Genomic DNA, 22633 nt, shown 5'->3' with positions numbered 1-22633 from the left:
CGCGGCCGACCACGCTGCCTATACTGGTCGAGCCGGCGCAGGCCGGCACGCGTCGGGCCGCCCGGCGGCAGCCGGCCCCGGGGCGCAGCGCGACGCGAGCCTACACATTCACGGAGTATCACGGTGATTCGGACAGACGCTAAAGACGGCGCGCTCGTGTTGTTTTCCGGTGGGCAGGACTCGGCCACGTGCGTGGCCTGGGCCCTCGAACGCTACCAGACGGTCGAGACGCTCGGCTTCGATTACGGCCAGCGCCATCGCGTCGAGCTCGAATGTCGCGAAGGCGTGCGCGAAGCACTGAAGCGCGATTTTCCCGCCTGGTCGGACCGCCTCGGCGACGATCACATGATCGACCTGTCGGTGCTCGGCGCGATCAGCGATACCGCGATGACGCGCACGATCGAGATCGAGACGGCCGCGAACGGCCTGCCGAATACGTTCGTGCCCGGACGCAACCTGATGTTCATGACGATCGCCGCGGCGATCGCCTATCGCCGCGGGTTGCGCGTGCTGGTCGGCGGGATGTGCGAGACCGATTTCTCGGGCTACCCCGACTGCCGCGACGACACGATGAAGGCGCTGCAGGTCGCGCTGAACCTCGGCATGGACACGCGCATCGTGCTCGAGACGCCGCTGATGTGGCTCGACAAGGCACAGACGTGGCAACTCGCCGAGCAGCTCGGCGGCGAGGCGCTCGTCGAACTGATTCGCGTCGAGACGCACACGTGCTATGTGGGCGAGCGCGCGGAACTGCACGACTGGGGCTTCGGCTGCGGCGAATGCCCGGCCTGCAAGCTGCGCAAGCGCGGCTACGAGGCCTACCTGAAGGGCGAGCGGGTGACCGAAGCGCCGCTGTGACGCGGGTGCGCCGGCAGCGCTTGATGGATAACGGATTCTGATCGACAACGAGCGGCGCGAGCCGGACGAAGAACGATGACTTACGCGGTCAAGGAAATTTTCTACACGTTGCAGGGCGAGGGCGCGAACGCGGGCCGTCCGGCCGTGTTCTGCCGGTTCGCCGGCTGCAATCTGTGGTCGGGCCGCGAAGAGGATCGTGCGGAGGCCGTGTGCCGTTTCTGCGATACGGACTTCGTCGGCACCGACGGTGAGAACGGCGGCAAGTTCAAGGATGCCGAGGCGCTCGTCGCGACGATCGCCGGCCTGTGGCCGGACGGCGAGGCGCACCGCTTCGTCGTCTGCACCGGCGGCGAGCCGATGCTGCAGCTCGACCAGCCGCTCGTCGACGCGCTGCACGCGGCGGGCTTCGAGATCGCGATCGAGACCAACGGCTCGCTGCCGGTGCTCGAGACGATCGACTGGATCTGCGTGAGCCCGAAGGCCGACGCGCCGCTCGTCGTCACGAAGGGCAATGAACTGAAGGTCGTGATCCCGCAGGACAACCAGCGGCTCGCCGACTACGCGAAGCTCGATTTCGAGTATTTTCTCGTGCAGCCGATGGACGGCCCGTCGCGCGATCTCAACACGAAGCTCGCGATCGACTGGTGCAAGCGGCATCCGCAGTGGCGGCTGTCGATGCAGACCCACAAATATCTGAACATTCCCTGAGCCACGGCTTTTGACATCGTGCTGATTACCCGAAAACTCGAATTCGACGCGGGCCACCGCATTCCCGATCACCGCAGCCAGTGCAGGAACCTGCACGGCCATCGCTATGTGCTCGAAGTCACGCTGCGCGGCGATCTCGTCGATACCGAGGGGGCGCCCGACCGCGGCATGGTGATGGATTTCGCCGACGTGAAGGCGCTCGCGGTCGAGCACCTCGTCAACAAGTGGGATCACGCGTTCCTGGTCTATGCGCGTGACGAAGTCGTGCGCTCGTTCCTCGAGCAGATGGCCGACCACAAGACCGTCGTGATCGACCGGATCCCGACCGTCGAGAACCTCGCGGCGATCGCGTTCGACATCCTCGCGAACGTGTACGACGCGCACTACGGCGTGAACCTGCGTCTGGAACGCGTGCGCCTGTACGAAACGCCGAACTGCTGGGCCGACGTCGAGCGCTAGCCCGGCCGCTGATCCTGCCGTTCCGGCAGCCCCGCCAGCCGGCGCGGGCTGCCTGCCACCGCGCCGTGCGGCCTCGTCCGGCGCTGCCCTGCCTGTTCCCACATTCCGCGTAGCACCGCGCTATGATCGTTGCGTGGCACCGGAAAACGCATCCGTGCGCCGTCGCACGGCCCGCGCTGTCAGATCGGCCGCCCACGGCCGACTGACGTTCCAGGGCCCGGTCCGGCGCCGCCTGGCATGGCGGCCCGCCAGGTTGTGCCCGCTTCGCCTGTTGCTTGTCCCGTTCGATTGCCGTTCCGTCCAGGAGGCCGTATCGATGAGCACGCTCACCAACTCTCTCAAACAACGTCTGCACGACGGCGACGAGCCGCTGTACGGCCTGTGGCTGTCGCTTGGCTGCGATTCGGCCGCGGAAGCGCTCGCGCACGCCGGCTACGACTGGCTCTGCATTGACATGGAGCACGCGCCGAACGACAGCCGCGACGTCGCGTCGCAACTGCGCGCGCTGGCTGCCGCACACCTGCCGAGCGAGCCCGTCGTGCGCGTGCCTGGGCGCGAACCGTGGCTCGTGAAGCGCGCACTCGACGCCGGCGCGCGCACGCTGATGTTCCCGTGCATCGAGACGCCCGACGAGGCCGCCCACGCGGTGCGGCTCACGCGCTTCCCGTCGCCAGATTCCCCCGACGGGCTGCGCGGCGTCGCCGGCATGGTGCGCGCGGCGGCGTTCGGCATGCGCCGCGACTACCTGCAGACGGCGAACGCGCAGGTGGCGGTGATCGTGCAGATCGAATCGGCGCGCGGCATCGACGAGGTCGAGCGGATCGCCGCGACGCCGGGCGTCGACTGCCTGTTCATCGGCCCGGCCGATCTCGCGGCGAGCCTCGGGCATCTTGGCGACAGCCGCCACCCGGACGTCGAAACAGCGATGGCGCGCGTGCTCGCGGCCGGCAAGCAGGCCGGCGTCGCGGTCGGCATTTTCGCGAGCGATACGGCAACTGCACGCCAGTATCGCGAGGCCGGCTACCGGATGATCACGCTGTCGGCGGACGTGAGCTGGCTGCTGCGCGCGACGCGGCAGGCGCTGCAGGAGGTACGGTCATGAACGGAGGTGACGGCGCGGGCCGCACGCGCGCGTGGAGTGCGACCGGTGTGCGCGGGCGGATCGCCGCGCTGCTCGGGCTGTGGGCCGTGTGCGTCGCCGCGGGCGCGCAGGGTGCGGCGCCCGCGAAACCCGATCCCGCGCACGAGACGCAATCGGCGGTCGCCGACTACAACGCCGGCGACTATCGCGCAGCGCTGGTGCAGTTCCACGACGCGGCCGAGCGCGGCGACCGGCTCGCGCAGTTCAATTACGCGATGATGCTGCTCACCGGCGTCGGCGTGACCGCGAACGTCGACGAAGGGCTGCGCTGGCTGAAACGGGCGGCCGACGCGAACATGTCGCATGCGCAGTACGTGTACGGGCGGATGTTCGACGACGGCGAGTTCGTCGCGCGCAATCCGGCCGAAGCGCACCGGTGGTTCCTGCGGGCAGCGAAGCAGGGGCACGTGCAGGCCCAGCTGTCGCTCGCGAACCAGTTCCTCGACGGGCGCGGCACGCCGCGCGACAACCGGCAGGCGTTCGCGTGGTACAAGCAGGCGGCCGACGCGGGCGAGCCGACCGCGCAGTACGTGACCGCGTCGTTCTACGAGCGCGGCGGCGACGGCGTCACGCAGAACCTGAACATCGCGCGCGCGTATTACGCGGCGGCGGCCGCGCAGGGCGACGAGACGGCCGAACTGAAATTCAAGGAGCTGAGCGCGCGGCTGAAGGCGCAGGAGCCTGCCCCGGGCGCCGGTGAGGATCATGGGAGCCCGCGCCCGCCGCAGCAGTGATCGGCCCGCGCCCGCCGCATTCGGCTTCCACCATGAAAAACGGCGCCCGTGGCGCCGTTTTCCGTTGCAGCGACTGCTTGCGGCTGCGAGCCGTGCCGCGTCGTCAGCTCTTCATCAGCCGCCGCTGTCGCCCGACGCTCATGATCATCCCGATCGCGACACCGAGCGTCGCGAGCGCGGTGCCGCCGTAGCTCATGAACGGCAACGGCACGCCGACGACGGGCAGCACGCCGCTCACCATCCCGATGTTGACGAACGCATAGACGAAGAACGCGAGCGTGAGCGAGCCCGCGAGCAGCCGGCCGAACAGCGTCGCGCCTTGCGCGGCGATATAGAGCCCGCGCGCGATCAGCGCCATGTACAGCGTCAGCAGCACGAGGCCGCCGGCCAGCCCCCATTCTTCCGAGAACACCGCGAAGATGAAGTCGGTGTGCTTCTCCGGAATGAACTCGAGGTGGGCCTGCGTGCCCTTCAGGTAGCCCTTGCCGAGCGCGCCGCCCGAGCCGATCGCGATCACGGCCTGGATCGTGTGGAAGCCCTTGCCGAGCGGGTCGGAGGTCGGGTCGAGCAGCGTGCACACGCGGTGCTTCTGGTAGTCGTGCATCAGCGGCCACTGCACTTCGGGCTGGCAGATGCGCTCTTCGAACACGGCGATCGAGCCGACCGCGATCACACCCGCGACGAGCACCGGCACGATCAGCTTGAACGACAGTCCGGCGAGGTAGATCACGAAGAAGCCGGCCGCGAACACGAGCAGGCCCGTGCCGAGGTCGGGCTGCTTCGCGATCAGGCCGACCGGCACCAGCAGGATCGCGAACGCGGCGATGAAGTCGTACCAGCGCAGCCCGCCTTCGCGGCGCTGGTAGTACCACGCGAGCATCAGCGGCGTCGCGATCTTGAGGATTTCCGATGGCTGGATCACGACGCCGACGTTCAGCCAGCGCTTCGCGCCCTTCTTGGTCATCCCGAACAGCGCGACCGCGACCAGCAGCGCGACCCCGAACGTATAGAGCGGGACCGCGAAGCGCATCAGCGTCGTCGGCGGGATGTTGGCGATCACCCACATCAGCACGAACGTCAGCAGGATGTTGCGCAACTGGTCCTCGACGCGGCCCGGCATGTCGATCGCCGCGCTGTACAGCGTGACGATGCCGACACACATCAGCAGGAACACGATGAGGGCGAGCGGGCGGTCGAAGCCCGCGAACATCTGCTTGATCTTGTCGAGCCAGGCGCGCTTGTCGAATTGCATGCCTATCTCCGTTAATGAGCGGTGCCGGCGGTCACCGCTTTCGCGGGGGCCGTGGCACGGAAGTTGTCGTCGCGCGGCGCGGTGGCGAGCGGCTGCGCGTCGCTGGCAGGGCGGTGCGGCCGGTGCGGGCGCCGGATCGGCGGCAGGCTCGCGGCCATCGGCGCCGCGGCGCTCGCGTCCGCCGGCAGTGCCGCGCTCGATGCAGCGGGCGCCGACGCGGCCGAGGCGGCCTCCGCCGCGCTGGCAGCCTTCGGCACGACCGGCTGCGGCAGCGCGGTGAAACCGGCCGCGACGGCGGCGGCCTTCACCGCATCGCCGATCACGGGCGCGCTCACCGGCTCGGTCGCCGACGCGGCGGCGGCTACGGCCGCGGCTTCGTTCTTCGGGTTCTGGCGGTCGACGAGGTAGTAGTCGAGCACGCGGCGCGCGATCGGGCCCGCGGCCTGCGCGCCCCAGCCGCCGTTCTCGACGACCAGCGCGATGGCGATCTGCGGATGGTCGACCGGCGCGTACGCGATGAACAGCGCGTGGTCGCGCAGGTGCTCGGCGAGCAGGTGGCCCTTGTAGTTCGAGCCCTGCAGCGAGAACACCTGCGCGGTACCGGTCTTGCCGGCCGCGAGGTACGGCGCGCCGCGGAACACCTTGTACGCGGTGCCGGACGGGTTCTCGATCACGTTTTCCATCCCGCGCTTCACGACGTCGATGTCGGCCTGCTTGAGCGGGATCACATCGCTTTCCTTCGGCACGGTCAGGTGGCGCCCGCGCGTGATCGGATCCTCGACTTCCTTCACGAGGTGAGGCTTCATCACGACGCCGTCGTTCGCGAGCGTCGCGGTGGCATGGGCGAGCTGCAGGATCGTGTACGAGTTGTAGCCCTGGCCGATCCCGAGGCTGATCGTCTCGCCGTCGAACCATTTCTGCTGCGCGGCCTTCTTGAACGCCTTCTTCTTCCAGTCGGTCGACGGCAGGATCCCGCGCGCCTCGCCCTGGATGTCGATGCCGGTGATCTGGCCGAAGCCGAACGGCTTCATGAAGTTCGCGATCGCGTTCACGCCGAGGTCGCGTGCGAGCATGTAGAAGTAGGTGTCGTTCGACACCATGATCGCCTTGTTCATGTCGACCCAGCCCTGGCCCGAGCGTACGTCGTTGCGGAACGTGTGGCCGCCGAACGTGAAGTAGCCGGGATCCTGGAAGCCCCAGCCCGGCGTGCGCTTGCCGAGCGTCAGGCCGGCCAGCGCCATGAACGGCTTGTAGGTCGAGCCGGGCGGGTAGGTGCCGTGCAGCGGGCGGTTCAGGAGCGGCTTGTCGGGCGAGTTGTTCAGTTCGTCCCAGGTCTGCTGGTCGATGCCGTCGACGAACGAGTTCGGGTCGAAGCTCGGCGACGACACGAATGCGAGCACGTCGCCCGTCTTCGGCTCGATCGCGACGAGCGCGCCGCGCTTGCCGGCGAACGCCTGCTCGGCGACCTGCTGCAGCGCGATGTCGAGCGACAGCACGAGGTTGTTGCCGGGCGTCGCCTGCGTGCGCGACAGCGTGCGCACCGGCCGGCCGCCGGCCGTGACCTCGACTTCCTCGAAGCCCGTCAGCCCGTGCAGTTCGGTTTCGTAGCTCTGCTCGACGCCGATCTTGCCGATGTAGTCGGTGCCCTTGTAGTTGTTCGCGTCGCGGCGCGGATCGTAATGCTCCTGATCGCTGTCGTTGTCGTCGCTCATCGCGTCGATGCGATCCTGGTCGCGCTTCGAGATCCGGCCGATGTAGCCGATCACGTGCGCGGCCGTCATGCCGAGCGGGTATTGGCGGAACAGCCGTGCACGCACGTCGACGCCGGGGAAGCGGAAGCGCTGCGCGGTGAAGCGCGCGACTTCCGCGTCGGTGAGGCGCGTGCGGATCGGCAGGCTCTCGAAGTTCTTCGAGTCTTCCTGCAGCTTCTTGAAGCGGCGGCGGTCGCGCGCGTCGATCGGGACGATCTCGGACAGCTTGTCGATCGTGTTGTCGAGCGTGTCGTCGAGCTTCGATGGCGTGATCTCGAGCGTGTACGCCGAATAGTTCTTCGCGAGGATCACGCCGTTGCGGTCGGTGATGATCCCGCGGTTCGGCACGATCGGCGCGACCGAGATGCGGTTTTCCTCGGCCTGCAGCGCGTATTTGCCGTGCTGCATCAGCTGCAGGTAGAAGAAACGGCTCGCGAGCAGCCCGAAGCAGACGAACACGAACACGCCCGCCGCCGCGACGCGCAGGCGGAACTTCGAGAGCTGCTGTTGGGTGTCGTTGAATTCGGTCATGCGGTTACAGTCGATCTGGCCCGGGCGCGGCGAGCGGGCGCGGGCGAGGGGCCGCCCCGGAGCGCGGCGCGCGGCGGGCGTGGGGGCGGCGGGTATTCAAGGTCGGTCCGGCTCAGATGGGGCGCGTGTCGTCCGGGTCGACCGGGCGGCGTTGCGGCATCAGCAGCAGGTGGCTCGCGATCGGCCACAGCGCGGCCTCGACGAAGCCGTCCACCAGATAGCGCCAGCCGGGGAACGCGGCGCCCATCACGAGGCGGATCACGAACGGCACGAGCTGCGCGACGACGAGCAGTGGCGTCACGTACAGCACTTGCACGCCGATCGGCATCCACAGCACGCGGCGGTGGATCGTGATCGCGCCGTACGACAGCAGCGTATAGGCGAGCGCGTGCTCGCCGAGCAGCCCCGCGTCATGCACGTCCATCAGGATGCCGAGCGCGAACGCGACGCCCATCCCGACCTTGCGCGGCTGGTGGATGTTCCAGAACAGCAGCACGAGCGCGACGAAGTCGGGCACGCCGGGCAGGCGGCCCCACGGCATCAGGTTCAGCAGGAACGCGGCGGCGAGGCTGAAGACGATGAAGTACGGGTTGACCGGCTGCAGGATGTATTGCGGGCGGTTCATCGCTGGGCTCCTGGTTGCCCGGCCGCGGGCTTCACGGGCGCGGCGGCGGGCTTGGCCGGCGCGGCAGGCGCAGCGGGCGCAGCCGGCGCGGGTTTCGCACCGGGCGCGGCCGCGGCGGCCGGCTTCGCGTTCGCGTCGGCCTTCTCGGCCTTCTCGCCCTTCGCGGCGGCCTTGGCGCCCTTCTTGCCCTTCGCGTTCTTGTCGGCGGCCGGATCGGGCTCGGCCGGGCGCGGCGGGACGTCGTTCTGGTAATGCAACACGAGCATCTGGCGCGCGCCGCGCACGGCGGCGACCGGCGCGCAGGTCACGCGCGCGAATGCGGTATCGGCGAGCTTGTCGACGCGCACGACCTTCGCGACCGGCAGGCCCGGCGGATAGACGCCGTCGAGGCCGCTCGTGACGAGTTCGTCGCCGACCACGAGGTCGGAGCTCGTCGGCACGAAGCGCAGGTCGAGCGCATCGCCCTTCGGCGTGCCGTAGATCACGCTGCGCAGGCCGGTGCGCAGCACCTGCACCGGAATCGCGAGATCGCGGTCGGTGATCAGCGTGACTTCGGCCTGCAGCGGGAACACGCGGGTGATCTGGCCGACCACGCCGTCTTCGCTGACGACCGGCGCGCCGTTCTGGATGCCTTGCTGCGAACCCTGCCCGATCACGATCTTCTGCGTGAACGGGTCGCTCGTGTCGTACTGGATCTCGACCGGCGTCGACTGCGTCGCAATGTGCTGGCGCAACTCGAGCACCGCACGCAGGTGCCCGTTTTCCTGCGTGAGCACCGCGGCCTGGTTGGCCTGCGTGGAAAGCTGCAGGTTGCGCTTGCGCAGCGCGTCGTTCTCGTGGCGCAGCGACGCACCCGTGACGGCGATGTCGGCCGCGCCCATGAACAGGTCGCGCGGCACGAGCGCCGCGCGCTGCAGCGGGTACAGCACGGTGCCGAGCACGCCGCGGACGATTTCGAGCGTGCTGAAGCGCGCGTCCGACACGAGGAGCGCGATGGCGAGGGCGACGAAGAAGAAGAGCCGCGCGAGCGCGGGCGGGCCTTGCTTGAAGAGGGGCGGCGGACTGTATTCCATGGTCGGCGCCGGGCGCGTGGTGATCGGTTAAATAATGCTCAGACGCGCAAACGGCGTGGCGGTTCGTTCTGAACGAGCGATCCGGCCACGCCGCGGGTGCGTCATGTCAAGAAACTGCCTAGACGATCACTCGTACGAGAAGATGCTGCCCAGCTTGTCCATGCGCTCGAGCGCCATGCCCGAGCCGCGCACGACGCAGGTGAGCGGATCTTCGGCGACGAGCACCGGCAGGCCGGTTTCTTCTGCGAGCAGGCGATCGAGGTCGCGCAGCAGTGCGCCGCCGCCCGTCAGCATCATCCCGCGCTCGGCGATGTCGGCGCCGAGTTCCGGCGGCGTCTGCTCGAGGGCGATCTTCACCGACGACACGATCTGGTTCAGCGGATCGGTCAGCGCTTCGAGGATTTCGTTGCTGGAGATCGTGAAGCTGCGCGGAATGCCTTCCGACAGGTTGCGGCCCTTCACTTCCATTTCCTTGACTTCGGAACCCGGGAACGCGGAGCCGATTTCCTTCTTGATCGCCTCGGCGGTTTGTTCGCCGATCAACATCCCGTAGTTGCGGCGGATGTAGTTGACGATCGCTTCGTCGAACTTGTCGCCGCCGACGCGCACCGAGCCCTTGTACACGATGCCGCCGAGCGAGATCACGCCGACTTCCGTCGTGCCGCCGCCGATGTCGACGACCATCGAGCCGGTCGCTTCCGACACCGGCAGGCCCGCGCCGATCGCGGCCGCCATCGGCTCCTCGATCAGGTAGACCTGCGACGCGCCGGCGCCGTGCGCCGCTTCCTTGATCGCGCGGCGCTCGACCTGGGTCGAGCCGCACGGCACGCAGATGATGATGCGCGGCGACGGCGAGAACATGCGCGACTCGTGCGCCGTCTTGATGAACTGCTTGATCATCTGCTCGGTGACGGTGAAGTCGGCGATCACGCCGTCCTTCATCGGGCGGATCGCCTCGATGTTGCCCGGCACCTTGCCGAGCATCTGCTTGGCTTCCTTGCCGACCGCCTGGATCGTTTTCTTGCCGTTGGGACCGCCTTCCTGGCGAATCGATACGACCGACGGCTCATCGAGCACGATGCCTTTGCCGCGCATGTAGATCAGGGTGTTTGCGGTGCCGAGGTCGATCGCCAGATCGTTGGAGAAGTAGCTGCGCAAAAAACCGAACATTCAGAATCCTGTTTCGCTCTGGGCCGGCCCTGCATAGCGAGCGCTGAGGGCGGCAGCGGAAAAAATAACAGCCTCGGGAAGCGTGGCGGAAGCGGCCGCCGCGGCGCACGAAGCTGCGAGTGATGTCTACCGGGGATCGCACGAAGCACGCACGGCTTGCCGAAGCGGGGCGAAACGGTGCGGGAAAAGGCTGCCGGGTTTGGGTCGAACGCGTAATGATACCTTATAATTTCACGGTATTTGAATCGAAACGGGCGGTATTTTTGCCGCTTCGGCCCCGATTTTTGAGGGTGGGATCGTACCCTCCAACCCCCCGCCGCAGCGCTGCTTTTGATGTGCTGCGCAGCCTTGTTTTTCCGGTGATCGCATGGCCCTGACCCTGACCGATGTGAAACGCATCGCGCACCTGGCGCGACTCGAAATGGCCGACGCCGACGCCGAGCATATGCTCGGCCAGCTCAACGAATTCTTCGGGCTCGTCGAGCAGATGCAGGCGGTCGACACCGCCGGCATCGCGCCGCTCGCCCACCCGATCGAACAGATCCAGGAAGTCGCGCAGCGCCTGCGCGACGACGCCGTGACGGAAGTCGTCAATCGCGACGACAACCAGCGTCCGGCGCCGGCCGTCCAGGACGGCCTCTATCTCGTGCCGAAGGTGATCGAGTAAGCATTCGATGACAAGCGCGCCGGCGCCGCGCCGCGCGCCACCCAGAATTCCCAGGAAAACCACTCAATGCACGCAAAAAGCCTGACCGAACTGCGCGCCGCGCTCGCCGCCAAGGAATGCTCGGCCGTCGAGCTCGCGCAGCTCTACCTGAAACGGATCGACGCGGCTCGCGACCTGAACGCGTTCGTCCACGTCGACACCGATCTGACCCTTGCGCAGGCGAAGGCCGCCGACGCCGAACTCGCGCGCGGCGCGGGCGGCGCGCTGACCGGCCTGCCGATCGCGCACAAGGACGTGTTCGTCACGCGCGGCTGGCGCTCGACCGCCGGCTCGAAGATGCTCGCGAACTACGAGAGCCCGTTCGATGCGACCGTCGTCGCCCGCCTGCAGGCGGCCGGCATGGTCACGCTCGGCAAGACCAACATGGACGAGTTCGCGATGGGCTCGTCGAACGAGAACTCCGCGTTCGGCGCAGTGAAGAACCCGTGGGACACCAATGCGGTGCCGGGCGGCAGCTCGGGCGGCAGCTCGGCCGCCGTCGCCGCGCGCCTTGCGCCGGCCGCGACCGGTACCGACACCGGTGGCTCGATCCGCCAGCCCGCGTCGTTCGCCGGCGTGACGGGCATCAAGCCGACCTACGGCTGCGTGTCGCGCTACGGGATGATCGCGTTCGCATCGTCGCTCGACCAGGGCGGCCCGATGGCGCAGAGCGCGTCCGACTGCGCGCTGCTGCTGAACGCGATGGCGGGCTTCGACGAGCGCGATTCGACGAGCCTCGAGCGCGACGACGAAGACTTCACGCGCCACCTCGGCCAGCCGTGGGTGGCCGGCAATGATGCGGGCAAGCCGCTCGCGGGGCTGCGCATCGGCCTGCCGAACGAATATTTTGGCGAAGGCCTCGCCGACGACGTGCGCGCGTCGATCGACGCGGCACTCAAGCAGTATGAAGCGCTCGGCGCGACGCTCGTGCCCGTGTCGCTGCCGAAGACGGAACTGTCGATCCCCGTGTACTACGTGATCGCACCGGCCGAGGCCTCGTCGAACCTGTCGCGTTTCGATGGCGTTCGCTTCGGCCATCGCGCCGCGCAGTACGGCGACCTGCTCGACATGTACAAGAAGTCGCGCGCCGAGGGCTTCGGCCCCGAGGTGAAGCGCCGGATCCTGGTCGGCGCGTACGTGCTGTCGCACGGTTACTACGACGCGTACTACCTGCAGGCGCAGAAGATCCGCCGCATCATCGCGCAGGATTTCCAGGAAGCGTTCAACTCCTGCGACGTGATCATGGGCCCGGCGTCGCCGACGGTCGCATGGGATCTCGGCGCGAAGGGCGACGATCCGGTACAGATGTATCTCGCGGATATCTACACGCTGTCGGTGAGCCTTGCCGGCCTGCCCGGCATGAGCGTGCCGTGCGGCTTCGGCGCCGGCGCGAACGCGAAGCGCCCGGTCGGTCTGCAGATCATCGGCAACTATTTCAACGAAGCCCGGATGCTGCAGGTCGCCGACGCGTTCCAGCGCGCGACCGACTGGCACAAGCAAGTTCCGGCGGGGGTGTAAGCATATGGCTACTCAGTGGGAAGTCGTCATCGGTCTCGAGACGCACGCGCAACTGTCGACCGTCTCGAAGATTTTCTCCGGCGCGTCGACGCAGTTCGGCGCCGAGCCGAACACACAGGCCTGCCCGGTCGACCTGGCGCTGCCGGGCGTGCTGCCGGTGCTGAACCGCGGCGCGGTCGAGCGTGCGATCCGCTTCGGCCTCGCGATCGGCTCGACCATCGCGCCGCGCAGCATCTTCGCGCGCAAGAATTATTTCTACCCCGATCTGCCGAAGGGTTATCAGATCAGCCAGTACGAGATTCCGGTCGTGCAGGGCGGCCAGATCACGATCCAGGTGCCCGCCAACGAAAAGGCCGGCAAGGAAGCGTACGAGAAGACCGTCAACCTGACCCGTGCGCACCTCGAGGAAGATGCGGGCAAGTCGCTGCATGAAGACTTCGCCGGGATGACGGGGATCGACCTGAACCGCGCGGGCACGCCGCTGCTCGAGATCGTCACCGAGCCGGAAATGCGCAGCGCGGCCGAGGCCGTGGCCTATGCGAAGGCGCTGCACGGGCTCGTCGTGTGGCTCGGCATCTGCGACGGCAACATGCAGGAAGGCTCGTTCCGCTGCGACGCGAACGTGTCGGTGCGCCCGGTCGGCCAGGAAAAGTTCGGCACGCGCGCCGAGATCAAGAACCTGAACTCGTTCCGGTTCCTCGAGGAAGCGATCAACTACGAAGTGCGTCGTCAGATCGAGCTGATCGAGGACGGCGGCGAAGTCGTGCAGGAAACGCGCCTCTACGATCCGGACAAGCGCGAGACGCGTTCGATGCGCAGCAAGGAAGACGCGCACGACTACCGCTACTTCCCCGACCCCGACCTGATGCCGCTCGTGATCGGCCAGGACTGGGTCGAGCGCGTGCAGGCCGGAATGCCCGAGCTGCCGGCCGCAATGCAGCAGCGCTTTGCCGAGCAGTACGGCGTGTCCGCGTACGACGCGGGTGTGCTGACGTCGAGCAAGGCGATGGCCGCATACTTCGAGGCCGTGGTCGCGAAGGCCGGCGCGGCGAACGCGAAGATCGCCGCGAACTGGCTGATGGGCGACGTGTCGTCGCAGCTGAACCGCGACGGCATCGAGATCGACGCGATCCCCGTGTCGGCCGCGCAGCTTGCGCTGGTGCTGCAGCGCATCGCCGACGGCACGATCTCGAACAAGATCGCGAAGGAAATTTTCGCGACGATCTGGGACGAGAAGGCGACCGACGACGCAGCGGCCGACCGCATCATCGACGCGAAGGGCCTGAAGCAGATCTCCGACACCGGCGCGCTGGAAGCGATCATCGACGAAGTGCTCGCGGCGAACGCGAAGTCGGTCGAGGAATTCCGCGCGGGCAAGGAAAAGGCGTTCAACGCGCTGATCGGCCAGGCAATGAAGGCGACCAAGGGCAAGGCCAATCCGCAGCAGGTGAACGAACTGCTGAAGAAGAAACTCGGCTGAACATGGCCGCGCGCCTGAACCGCGCCTGACGACGGGCCGCCGCCGAATTCGTTCGGGGCGGCCCGTCGCTTTGGTGCATGCGTTATCGTGTGCGCGTGTGCATTGCACCGCCCAACGGAGGAACGAATGGCGAAACAACCGTCGCTCGACGATTTCCGCGTGCCGTACAGCACGCGCGAGAAGGAAGCTGCCGCATTCAAGCTCGATGCGTTCGATCCGGCCGCGAAGCCGTTTTCGTCGGGGTCGAAGGACGCCGACCGCGAACGGCTGACGGCCGTGTCGACGGAGCTCGACGTGCAGCAGGAGCGCCTGCACACGCAGCAGAAGAAGCGCGTGCTGCTCGTGCTGCAGGGGATGGACACCAGCGGCAAGGACGGCACCGTGCGTGCGGTGTTCCGCGACGTCGATCCGCTCGGCCTGCGCATCGTGCCGTTCAAGGCGCCCACGCCGATCGAGGCCGCGCACGACTTCCTGTGGCGCGTGCACGCGCAGGTGCCGGCTGCCGGCGAACTCGCGATCTTCAACCGCAGCCACTACGAGGACGTGCTCGTGCCGCGCGTGCTCGAGGTCATCAGCGACAAGGAATGCGAACGCCGCTACCGGCAGATCTGTGATTTCGAGACGATGCTCGCCGAGAACGGCACGACGATCGTCAAGTGCTTCCTGCACATCTCGAAGGACGAGCAGCGCGAGCGGCTGCAGGCGCGCATCGACGATCCGACCAAGCACTGGAAGTTCGACATCTCCGATCTCGACGCGCGCAAGCACTGGGATGCGTACCAGTCGGCCTACCGCGATGCGCTCGCCGCGACGTCGGCCGAGCATGCGCCGTGGTACGTGATCCCGGCGAACTCGAAGACGCACCGCAACGTGATGATCGCCGAGCTGCTGCTGCGCACGATGACCGGCATGAAGCTCGAGTTCCCGCCGCCGAAGCCGGAACTCGAAGGCGTGAAGATCCGCTAGGCTGCGATCCTGCCAAACACATCGAACCGAACTGAACTGAACAACGGAATCCGACATGATGCGAGTGATTACCGCCAACCTGAACGGCATCCGCTCCGCCGCGAAGAAGGGCTTCTTCGAATGGCTCGGCGAACAGAATGCCGACTGCGTGTGCGTGCAGGAAATCAAGGTCTCGGCCGACGACCTGCCGGCCGAATTCATCGAGCCGCACGGCTTCAGGAGCTATTTCCACCACGCCGAGAAGAAGGGCTACAGCGGCGCGGGCGTGTACAGCCGCCACGAGCCGGATGACGTGATCATCGGCTTCGGCAGCAGCGAGTTCGATTCCGAGGGGCGCTATGTCGAGGCGCGCTACGGCAAGCTGTCGGTCGTGTCGGTGTACGTGCCGTCCGGCTCGAGCGGGGAAGAGCGCCAGCAAGCGAAGTACCGCTTCATGGACGAGTTCATGCCGCATCTCGCCGAGCTGAAGAAGAAGCGCGAGGTGATCCTGTGTGGCGACGTGAACATCGTCCACAAGGAAATCGACATCAAGAACTGGAAGAGCAACCAGAAGAACTCGGGCTGCCTGCCGGAAGAGCGCGCGTGGCTCACGCAGCTGTTCGACGACATCGGCTATGTCGACGTGTTCCGCACGCTCGATCCGCGCGCCGAGCAGTACACGTGGTGGAGCAACCGCGGCCAGGCGTACGCGAAGAACGTCGGGTGGCGGATCGATTACCAGATCGCGACGCCGGGTGTGGCCGGCACCGCGAAAAGCACGTCGATCTTCAAGGACATCAAGTTCAGCGATCACGCGCCGCTGACGGTGGATTACGACTACAAGAAGTAATCGTCGACGCGATGCGACGTGGTGCGCACCGCAGTCGAACCTGCCGGTCGCCGGATGCAGAACGGGCCGCATGTCAGACATGCGGCCCGTTTCGCTTGGCGCGCCGCTTACTGCTTGAGCGACGCCATGTCGATCACGAACCGGTACTTCACGTCGCTCTTCAGCATCCGCTCGTAAGCGGCATTGATCTGCTGCATCGGAATCGTTTCGATATCCGACGTGATGCCATGCTCCGCGCAGAAGTCGAGCATTTCCTGCGTCTCCGCGATCCCGCCGATCAGCGAGCCCGCGAGGCGGCGGCGCTTGAAGATCAGGTTGAACACCTGCGGCGACGGATGGTCGTGCTCCGGCGCGCCGACGAGCGTCATCGTGCCGTCGCGTTTCAGCAGGTGCAGGAACGGATTCAGGTCGTGCGGCGCGGCGACCGTGTTCAGGATGAAGTCGAAGCTGTTCAGGTGCGCGTTCATCTGCGCGTCGTCCTTCGAGATCACCACCTCATGCGCGCCGACGCGCTTGCCATCCTCGATCTTCGACGGCGACGTCGTGAACAGCACGACGTGCGCGCCCATCGCGCGCGCGAGCTTCACGCCCATGTGGCCGAGCCCGCCGAGGCCGACGATCCCAACCTTCTTGCCGGGGCCGACGTTCCACTGGCGCAGCGGCGAATAGGTCGTGATCCCCGCGCACAGCAGCGGCGCGGCACCGGCCGGGTCGAGCGTCTCGGGCACGCGCAGCACGAATGCCTCGTCGACCACGAGCTGCGTCGAATAGCCGCCGTACGTGACGTCGCCGCTCACGCGGTCCTGGCCGTTGTAGGTGCCGACGAAGCCGTTCTCGCAATATTGCTCGAGGCCTTCCGCGCAGCTCGGGCAGGTGCGGCATGAATCGACGAGACAGCCGACGCCGACCAGCTCGCCGACCTTGAAGCGCGACACCTGCGGGCCGGTCGCGGTCACGCGGCCGACGATTTCATGGCCCGGCACGACCGGATAGATCGTGTTGCGCCATTCGTTGCGGGCCTGGTGCAGGTCCGAGTGGCAGACGCCGCAGTAGAGCACCTCGATCTGGACGTCGAGGTCGCGCAGCGCGCGGCGCTGGAATTCGAACGGGGCGAGCGGCGACTGCGCGTCGGTCGCCGCGTAAGCGTAGGTTGTGCTCATGCAGGGGGGCTCCTTGTCCGGGAAAACTTCCGGCGAAACAGACTGCCGCCGCATCATGTGGCGACGCGGCGAGGCAGGTGCCCATCGTAAGGAGCGCGCCGCGTCGGCGAAATACACGAAGGTCTCGAAGATTTGCCTATTCCTCTCGAATTGCGCGCGAACGGCCGTCAAAACGCTTTCAAGGTGCTACATTGCGAGCCAGATTCTCTTGCCGTACAGGACGACGCCGATGAGCTTCCGGCCCCTTTTTGACGACTCGGGCGACCGGGTGCGGCGCCGCATGATCGAGCTGCATTTGCGCCTCGCGCCGAACGAGGGCGATACGCTGGCGGCACTCGACGGCGTGCGCTTCATCCGCGTGAGCCGCCCCGTACCGCGCATGCCGGTGCTGTACGAGCCGAGCATCATCGTCGTGTGCCAGGGCCGCAAGCTCGGCTATCTCGGCGATCGCTCGTTCGTCTACGACGCGCAGCAATATCTCGTGCTGTCGGTGCCGCTGCCGTTCGAATGCGAGACCTTCGCGAGCATGGACGAGCCGTTTCTCGCGATTTCGATCCGCGTCGATCTTGCGGTGATCGCCGAGCTCGCGATCCTGCTCGACGAAACGCTGGGTGCTGCGATCAGCGAGCCGCACGGCGTCTATTCGACGCCGCTCGATGCGCCGCTCGCCGACGCGGTGGTGCGGTTGCTCGAAGCGCTCGCGTCGCCGCACGACACCTGCGTGCTCGGGCCGGCGATCATGCGCGAGATCGCGTACCGCGTGCTGACGGGTGCGCAAGGCGACGCGATTCGCGCGGCGCTCGTCCAGCAGCATCATTTCGGTCGCATCGCGAAGGCACTGCGGCGTATTCATGCGGATTTGAAGGCCGATCTCGACGTCGAGACGCTCGCGCGCGAGGCCGGCATGAGTCTCGCGGTGTTCCACGCACAGTTCAAGCACGTGACGGCGACGTCGCCGATGCAGTATGTGAAGGCCGCGCGCCTGCACCAGGCGCGGTTGATGATGATGCAGGACGGCGTGGGGGCGGGCGCTGCTGCCGCGCGGGTCGGCTACGCGAGCGCGTCGCAATTCAGCCGCGAGTTCAAGCGGCTGTTCGGCCGCAGCCCCGGAGACGAGGTGCGCGCGATGCGCGAAAGCGGAGGCCGGCCGGTCGACTGCGGCGCTCAGCGCCGCACGACCTTGCGCCGCTGCGCGCTGATGCCTGCGTAGTCGGGCAGCGTGTCGATGCGCTTGGCCGTCGCCTTCGCGTACAGCGGCATCAGGTCCGGCAGGCGGTTCAGCAGATCCTGCCGCCGCGTCGCGCTGTACGGGTGCATGTAGATGAAGCCCGTCGTCTTGTTCGCGCGCGTCGCCGCCGCGAGCTTGTCCCACAGCGTGATCGCCGCGCGCGGATCGAAGCCCGCGCGTGCGGCGATGTCGCCGCCGATCACATCGGCTTCGGTCTCGTCGGTCGGGTCGAAGCGCAGCGTCTGCAGGCGCGCGCCGAGGTTCAGCGCCTGCGGCAGCGGATCGCCGACGCCGAACAGCGGCGGCAGCGCGGCCGCGCGTAGCGAGGTTTGCGACGTCACGCTGAAATTGCTGCGCGCGTGTTCGCGCAGCGCATGCGCGATGCCGTGCGCGAGCAGCACGCCGAATTCATCGTCGTTCAGGCGGATGCGATCGAGCATCCCGCCGTACACGAGCACCTTGCCGCCCGGCAGGCAGGTGATGCGGATGTCGCGCGAGCGGATCGCGTTGACCTCCCACGTCCAGTTCTTCACGCGATCGTTCCATTTCACCGAATACGGTGCGAGCTTCATGACGATCGCGCGCAGGCGCTTCACGCGCGGCTGGTTCGCGGGCAGCAGGCGGTCGCTGTCCGCGGCCGCCTGCACGATCTGCGCGTATTCGCTCGCGGTGAGCTGTTCGAGCAGCGGCGACGGGATCAGCGTGCGGAACGCGATCGCGTTGCCGTAGCGGACCTGTTGCGGTGTCGGCGTATAGGCTTTCGCGGGCACGGCCGCACCGGTTGGCTGCGCGGCTTCGGCGGCGGAAGGCGGAACGGGGGCCGCCGCCGTCGACGGCGCAGCCGGCGCGGTGGCGGGCGCGGTCGCGCTCGCGTCGGCCGCGTGCGCACCGGTCGCCGTGAGCGTCGCGATGCCGACGCTCAGCGACACGGCGACGCGTGCCAGGCGATGCAGTCGATCATTGCGCACGGCTGGCCTCGCCGTTGCGCGCGGTACCGTTCCACGGCGCGATCTTGAACAGCAGCAGCATGCCGGGGATCGCGAGCGCGGTGCACACGATGAAGTAGTCGAACCAGCCGATCTTCGCGACGATGAAGCCGCTCGCGGCCGACGCGAGTGTGCGCGGCACCGAGGCGAGGCTCGTGAACAGCGCGAACTGCGTGGCGGTGTAGCGCGGGTCGGTCGTGCTCGCGATATACGCGACGAAAGCGGCCATCGTCAGGCCGGTCGTGAAGGTTTCGACGCCGTAGACGATCGCGAGCGCGACCGTCATCGGGCTGAATTGCGGCGTGACGGCGATGCCGAACACCGACAGCCCCGCCGCGATCGCGTGGCTGGTCGATACCGTGAAGTCGTAGAGCACGGCGAGCACCGGCGAGCCGGGGCCGAGTTGCGCGAGCCACGCGAAGCCGAGCGTCGACACCATCTGCAGCGCGCCGAAGATCCACAGCCCGCGGCCGATGCCGATCTTCACGAGCCAGACGCCGCCGATGATGCCGCCGGCGACGCTCGCGACGAGCGCGGTGGTTTTCGCGACGATGCCGATCTCGGTGCGCGTGAAGCCGATGTCGAGGAAGAACGACGTCGACAGCGTGGTCGCCATCGTGTCGCCGATCTTGAACAGGAAGATGAACGCGATGACGAGCAGCGCGCCGGCCCAGCCGTCGCGCTGGATGAATTCGCGGAACGGCAGCACGATCGCGTCGCGCAGGTTGCGCGGCGGTGTGCCGACCACTTCGGGCTCGCGCACGAGCAGCGTCATCAGGATGCCCGGCAGCATGAACGCGCCGGTGAGCGCGAACACGGCGTCCCACGGCATGTGGTCGGACAGGATCAGCGCCAGCGAGCCGGGAATCAGCGCGGCGAGCTTGTACGCGTTCACGTGCACCGCGTTGCCGAGGCCCTGCTCGGTGTCGCGCAGCAGCTCGCGGCGATACGCGTCGATCACGATGTCGGAGCTGGCGCCGAAGAACGCGACGAGCGTCGTGAGCGCGGCGACCGTCCAGATCGAATCGCGCGGCGACACGAAGCCGAGCGCGGCGATCGCGCCGGCGACCAGCACCTGCGTGAGCAGCATCCAGCCGCGCCGGCGGCCCGGCCGCCAGCCGGGCAGGCGCGGGATGTAGCGATCCATCAGCGGCGCCCACAGGAACTTCCACGTATACGGGAACTGGATCAGCGCGAACAGGCCGATTTCCTTCAGGTTCACGCCCTCGGAGCGCAGCCATGCCTGCACGAGGTAGACGAGCGTGAACAGCGGCAGCCCCGACGTGAAGCCGAGGAACACGCAGATCAGCATGTGCGTGTTCAGATAGGCGCGCCAGCCGGGGTGATCCTCGTGAGCGGTGAGTGCGGGCGCCTCGTGTGGCGTTTTGGACATGGACAGGAACCGGGTAGCGTTGACTGATTGCGGCGGCAGCGCAGGCGGCGCGGACGGCGCAGGAGGGGCGGCCGCACACATGTGCGGGCCGGATCATCCGTCAACGGCCCCGCGGCTCAGCTGCGCTTGACGCGGTAGACAGCAAGACTACCACGCCAGTTCGCACCCCATCGAATCGGCTGGCCTTCATGCAGCACGACGCGGTCGAGGATCGTGACGCCGACTTCGGGCGCGAGCGCCTCGAAATCCTTGATCGTCAGCACCCGCACGTTCGGCGTGTTGTGCCACTGGTACGGCAGCGATTTCGACACGGGCATCCGGCCTTGCAGCACCGACAGCCGGTGCGACCAATAGCCGAAGTTCGGGAACGACACGATGCACTCGCGGCCGACGCGCGCCGTTTCGCGCAGGATCGCGGCCGTCTGGTGGATCGTCTGCAAGGTTTGCGACAGGATCGCGATGTCGAAGCTGTGGTCTTCGAACAGTCGCAGGCCGTCCTCGAGATTCTGCTGGATCACGTTGATGCCGTTCTTCGCGCTCGCGAGCACGCCCGCGTCGTGCAGTTCGATGCCGTAACCGGTGACGTCCAGCTCTTCCATCAGCAGCGCGAGCAGCGAGCCGTCGCCGCAGCCGAGGTCGAGCACGGTCGAGCGCGGCTCGACCCAGCGTGCGATCGTGCGGAAGTCCGCGCGCGCGGACAGGGAATTCAGCGCTTGCTGGTTCATACGCCCACCTCGTTGGCGATTCGTTCGTAATACGCGCGCAGCAGGTTGTGATAGCGCGCGTCGTCGAGCAGGAACGCGTCGTGGCCGTGCGGCGCATCGATTTCCGCGTAGCTGACCGTGCGCTTGTTGTCGAGCAGCGCCTTCACGATCTCGCGCGAGCGTGCCGGCGCGAAGCGCCAGTCGGTCGAGAAGCTCGCGATCAGGTATTTCGCCTGCGTGTGCGCGAGCGCGGCCGTCAGGTTGCCGTCGAACGCCTTCGCCGGGTCGAAGTAGTCGAGCGCGCGCGTGATCAGCAGGTACGTGTTCGCGTCGAAGTAGTCGGCGAACTTGTCGCCCTGGTAGCGCAGGTACGACTCGACCTCGAATTCGACGTCGAAGCTGAAGTTGTACGCGTCGAGCGCGCCGTCCGCGCGGCGCAGCGCACGGCCGAATTTCTCGGCCATGTCGTCGTCGGACAGGTACGTGATGTGGCCGATCATCCGCGCGACGCGCAGGCCGCGCTTCGGCTTCACGCCGTGCGCGTAGTAATCGCCGCCGTGGAAGTCGGGATCGGACAGGATCGCCGATCGCGCGACCTCGTTGAACGCGATGTTCTGCGCGGACAGCTTCGGCGTCGACGCGATGTCGATGCAGTGCGCGACGCGCTCCGGATACATCAGGCTCCATGCGAGCGCCTGCATCCCGCCGAGGCTGCCGCCCATCACGGCGGCGAAGCGCTCGATGCCGAACGCGTCGGCGACGCGCGCCTGCGCGTGCACCCAGTCTTCGACGGTGACGACCGGGAAGCGCGCGCCGTACGGCTTGCCGGTCGACGGATCGATGCTCATCGGGCCGGTCGAGCCGAAGCACGAGCCGAGGTTGTTCACGCCGATCACGAAGAAGCGGTTGGTGTCGAGCGGCTTGCCCGGGCCGACCATGTTGTCCCACCAGCCGGTGCTGCGCGGATCGTCCGCGTAGACGCCGGCGACGTGGTGCGACGCGTTGAGCGCGTGGCAGACGAGCACCGCGTTCGAACGCGCGGCGTTGAGCTCGCCATACGTCTCGACGACGAGCTGATAGTTGCCGATCACGCTGCCGCTTTGCAAGCGCAGCGGTTCGGCGAAGTGCATGGTCTGTGGAGCGACGATGCCGATCGATTCCATTCGTTCCGCCTTATGACTGGGCGGCTAAATGGTGTCGGCGATGCGCGGAGTCGGAGATGCGCGGCTGACGACCTCTTTAGCCGCATTTATAGTGAACCGCCGGGGAACGATGCATCGACGCATCAAGCCCCGGCCGGTTCGCGCGCCCGCAATCGAGTCAGCAAATCGGCGCGCTTCCGACCTGCCGCCAAGGAGGCG

The 22633-nt window shown here is 67.3% G+C and carries 21 protein-coding genes; 11 read left to right on the top strand and 10 right to left on the bottom strand.

The window, feature by feature from the left end:
• Positions 1-123: 123 nt before the first annotated feature.
• The 5 genes from queC to PI86_RS01555 all read left to right on the top strand — a co-directional run bounded on the left by queC (position 124) and on the right by PI86_RS01555 (position 3900).
• Positions 124-858, top strand: coding sequence for a 7-cyano-7-deazaguanine synthase QueC (gene queC / locus PI86_RS01575; protein ID WP_014895698.1), 735 nt, complete (start codon positions 124-126; stop codon positions 856-858).
• A gap of 75 nt (positions 859-933) precedes the next feature.
• The gene (queE, locus tag PI86_RS01570) at positions 934-1566 is read left to right on the top strand and encodes a 7-carboxy-7-deazaguanine synthase (protein ID WP_006755430.1); all 633 of its coding nucleotides are present in this window, start codon (positions 934-936) and stop codon (positions 1564-1566) included.
• A gap of 18 nt (positions 1567-1584) precedes the next feature.
• Positions 1585-2025 (top strand): 6-carboxytetrahydropterin synthase QueD, encoded by a 441-nt coding sequence (queD, locus tag PI86_RS01565; protein WP_039318014.1) that lies wholly within the window; start codon positions 1585-1587, stop codon positions 2023-2025.
• 316 nt (positions 2026-2341) lie between these two features.
• Complete coding sequence (locus tag PI86_RS01560; protein ID WP_014895700.1) at positions 2342-3127, top strand: HpcH/HpaI aldolase family protein; 786 nt, start codon at positions 2342-2344, stop codon at positions 3125-3127.
• Complete coding sequence (locus PI86_RS01555; RefSeq protein ID WP_039318009.1) at positions 3124-3900, top strand: tetratricopeptide repeat protein; 777 nt, start codon at positions 3124-3126, stop codon at positions 3898-3900. The genes PI86_RS01560 and PI86_RS01555 overlap by 4 nt, the downstream gene beginning before the upstream one ends.
• Before the next feature lie 103 nt (positions 3901-4003).
• On the opposite strand, the gene rodA is transcribed toward PI86_RS01555, so the two are convergent.
• The 5 genes from rodA to PI86_RS01530 form a co-directional block, all read right to left on the bottom strand.
• Positions 4004-5152 (bottom strand): rod shape-determining protein RodA, encoded by a 1149-nt coding sequence (gene rodA / locus PI86_RS01550; RefSeq protein ID WP_014895702.1) that lies wholly within the window; start codon positions 5150-5152, stop codon positions 4004-4006.
• A gap of 11 nt (positions 5153-5163) precedes the next feature.
• A complete protein-coding gene (gene mrdA / locus PI86_RS01545; protein ID WP_039318006.1) occupies positions 5164-7434 on the bottom strand; it encodes a penicillin-binding protein 2 in 2271 nt (756 codons plus the stop codon).
• Positions 7435-7546: 112 nt separating this feature from the next.
• On the bottom strand, positions 7547-8059 hold the full coding sequence (gene mreD, locus PI86_RS01540; RefSeq protein WP_009687274.1) for a rod shape-determining protein MreD: 513 nt from the start codon (positions 8057-8059) through the stop codon (positions 7547-7549).
• Positions 8056-9132 carry a rod shape-determining protein MreC gene (gene mreC, locus PI86_RS01535; RefSeq protein ID WP_039317997.1) on the bottom strand — a complete coding sequence of 359 codons (1077 nt, stop codon included), beginning with the start codon at positions 9130-9132 and terminating at the stop codon, positions 8056-8058. Before mreC ends, mreD begins: the two co-directional genes overlap by 4 nt.
• A gap of 126 nt (positions 9133-9258) precedes the next feature.
• Entirely contained in the window at positions 9259-10302 is a 1044-nt protein-coding gene (locus PI86_RS01530) for a rod shape-determining protein (RefSeq protein WP_004189550.1), read from the bottom strand.
• Between the two features lie 367 nt (positions 10303-10669).
• Here PI86_RS01530 and gatC point away from each other — a divergent pair, with 367 nt between their 5' ends.
• From gatC to PI86_RS01505, 5 genes are all read left to right on the top strand, one after another.
• Complete coding sequence (gene gatC, locus PI86_RS01525) at positions 10670-10969, top strand: Asp-tRNA(Asn)/Glu-tRNA(Gln) amidotransferase subunit GatC (protein WP_006477478.1); 300 nt, start codon at positions 10670-10672, stop codon at positions 10967-10969.
• Between the two features lie 66 nt (positions 10970-11035).
• Complete coding sequence (gatA, locus tag PI86_RS01520; RefSeq protein ID WP_039317992.1) at positions 11036-12526, top strand: Asp-tRNA(Asn)/Glu-tRNA(Gln) amidotransferase subunit GatA; 1491 nt, start codon at positions 11036-11038, stop codon at positions 12524-12526.
• 4 nt (positions 12527-12530) lie between these two features.
• The gene (gatB, locus tag PI86_RS01515; RefSeq protein ID WP_039317990.1) at positions 12531-14006 is read left to right on the top strand and encodes an Asp-tRNA(Asn)/Glu-tRNA(Gln) amidotransferase subunit GatB; all 1476 of its coding nucleotides are present in this window, start codon (positions 12531-12533) and stop codon (positions 14004-14006) included.
• A 126-nt stretch (positions 14007-14132) separates the two neighbouring features.
• Entirely contained in the window at positions 14133-14972 is an 840-nt protein-coding gene (locus tag PI86_RS01510; RefSeq protein ID WP_039317987.1) for a polyphosphate kinase 2 family protein, read from the top strand.
• A gap of 55 nt (positions 14973-15027) precedes the next feature.
• The gene (locus PI86_RS01505) at positions 15028-15801 is read left to right on the top strand and encodes an exodeoxyribonuclease III (protein ID WP_039317984.1); all 774 of its coding nucleotides are present in this window, start codon (positions 15028-15030) and stop codon (positions 15799-15801) included.
• Between the two features lie 107 nt (positions 15802-15908).
• On the opposite strand, the gene PI86_RS01500 is transcribed toward PI86_RS01505, so the two are convergent.
• Entirely contained in the window at positions 15909-16961 is a 1053-nt protein-coding gene (locus PI86_RS01500; protein WP_014895709.1) for an NAD(P)-dependent alcohol dehydrogenase, read from the bottom strand.
• 229 nt (positions 16962-17190) lie between these two features.
• On the opposite strand from PI86_RS01500, the gene PI86_RS01495 reads away from it, so the two are divergent.
• The gene (locus PI86_RS01495; protein ID WP_052319345.1) at positions 17191-18171 is read left to right on the top strand and encodes an AraC family transcriptional regulator; all 981 of its coding nucleotides are present in this window, start codon (positions 17191-17193) and stop codon (positions 18169-18171) included.
• Here the strand turns inward: PI86_RS01495 and PI86_RS01490 are convergent.
• The 4 genes from PI86_RS01490 to metX all read right to left on the bottom strand — a co-directional run bounded on the left by PI86_RS01490 (position 18126) and on the right by metX (position 22435).
• Positions 18126-19157, bottom strand: coding sequence for a M48 family metallopeptidase (locus tag PI86_RS01490; RefSeq protein WP_039317982.1), 1032 nt, complete (start codon positions 19155-19157; stop codon positions 18126-18128). The genes PI86_RS01495 and PI86_RS01490 overlap by 46 nt on opposite strands.
• A complete protein-coding gene (locus PI86_RS01485) occupies positions 19147-20568 on the bottom strand; it encodes an AmpG family muropeptide MFS transporter (protein ID WP_039317979.1) in 1422 nt (473 codons plus the stop codon). Before PI86_RS01485 ends, PI86_RS01490 begins: the two co-directional genes overlap by 11 nt.
• Before the next feature lie 116 nt (positions 20569-20684).
• Positions 20685-21293, bottom strand: a complete 609-nt coding sequence (metW, locus tag PI86_RS01480) for a methionine biosynthesis protein MetW (protein WP_014895713.1) — start codon at positions 21291-21293, stop codon at positions 20685-20687.
• Positions 21290-22435: a homoserine O-succinyltransferase MetX gene (gene metX / locus PI86_RS01475; RefSeq protein WP_014895714.1), complete on the bottom strand. Its 1146-nt coding sequence runs from the start codon at positions 22433-22435 to the stop codon at positions 21290-21292. Before metX ends, metW begins: the two co-directional genes overlap by 4 nt.
• Positions 22436-22633: the final 198 nt, after the last annotated feature.

This window comes from Burkholderia sp. A9 (genome assembly GCF_000801975.1).
This window is presented reverse-complemented; position numbering and strand designations above follow the sequence as displayed.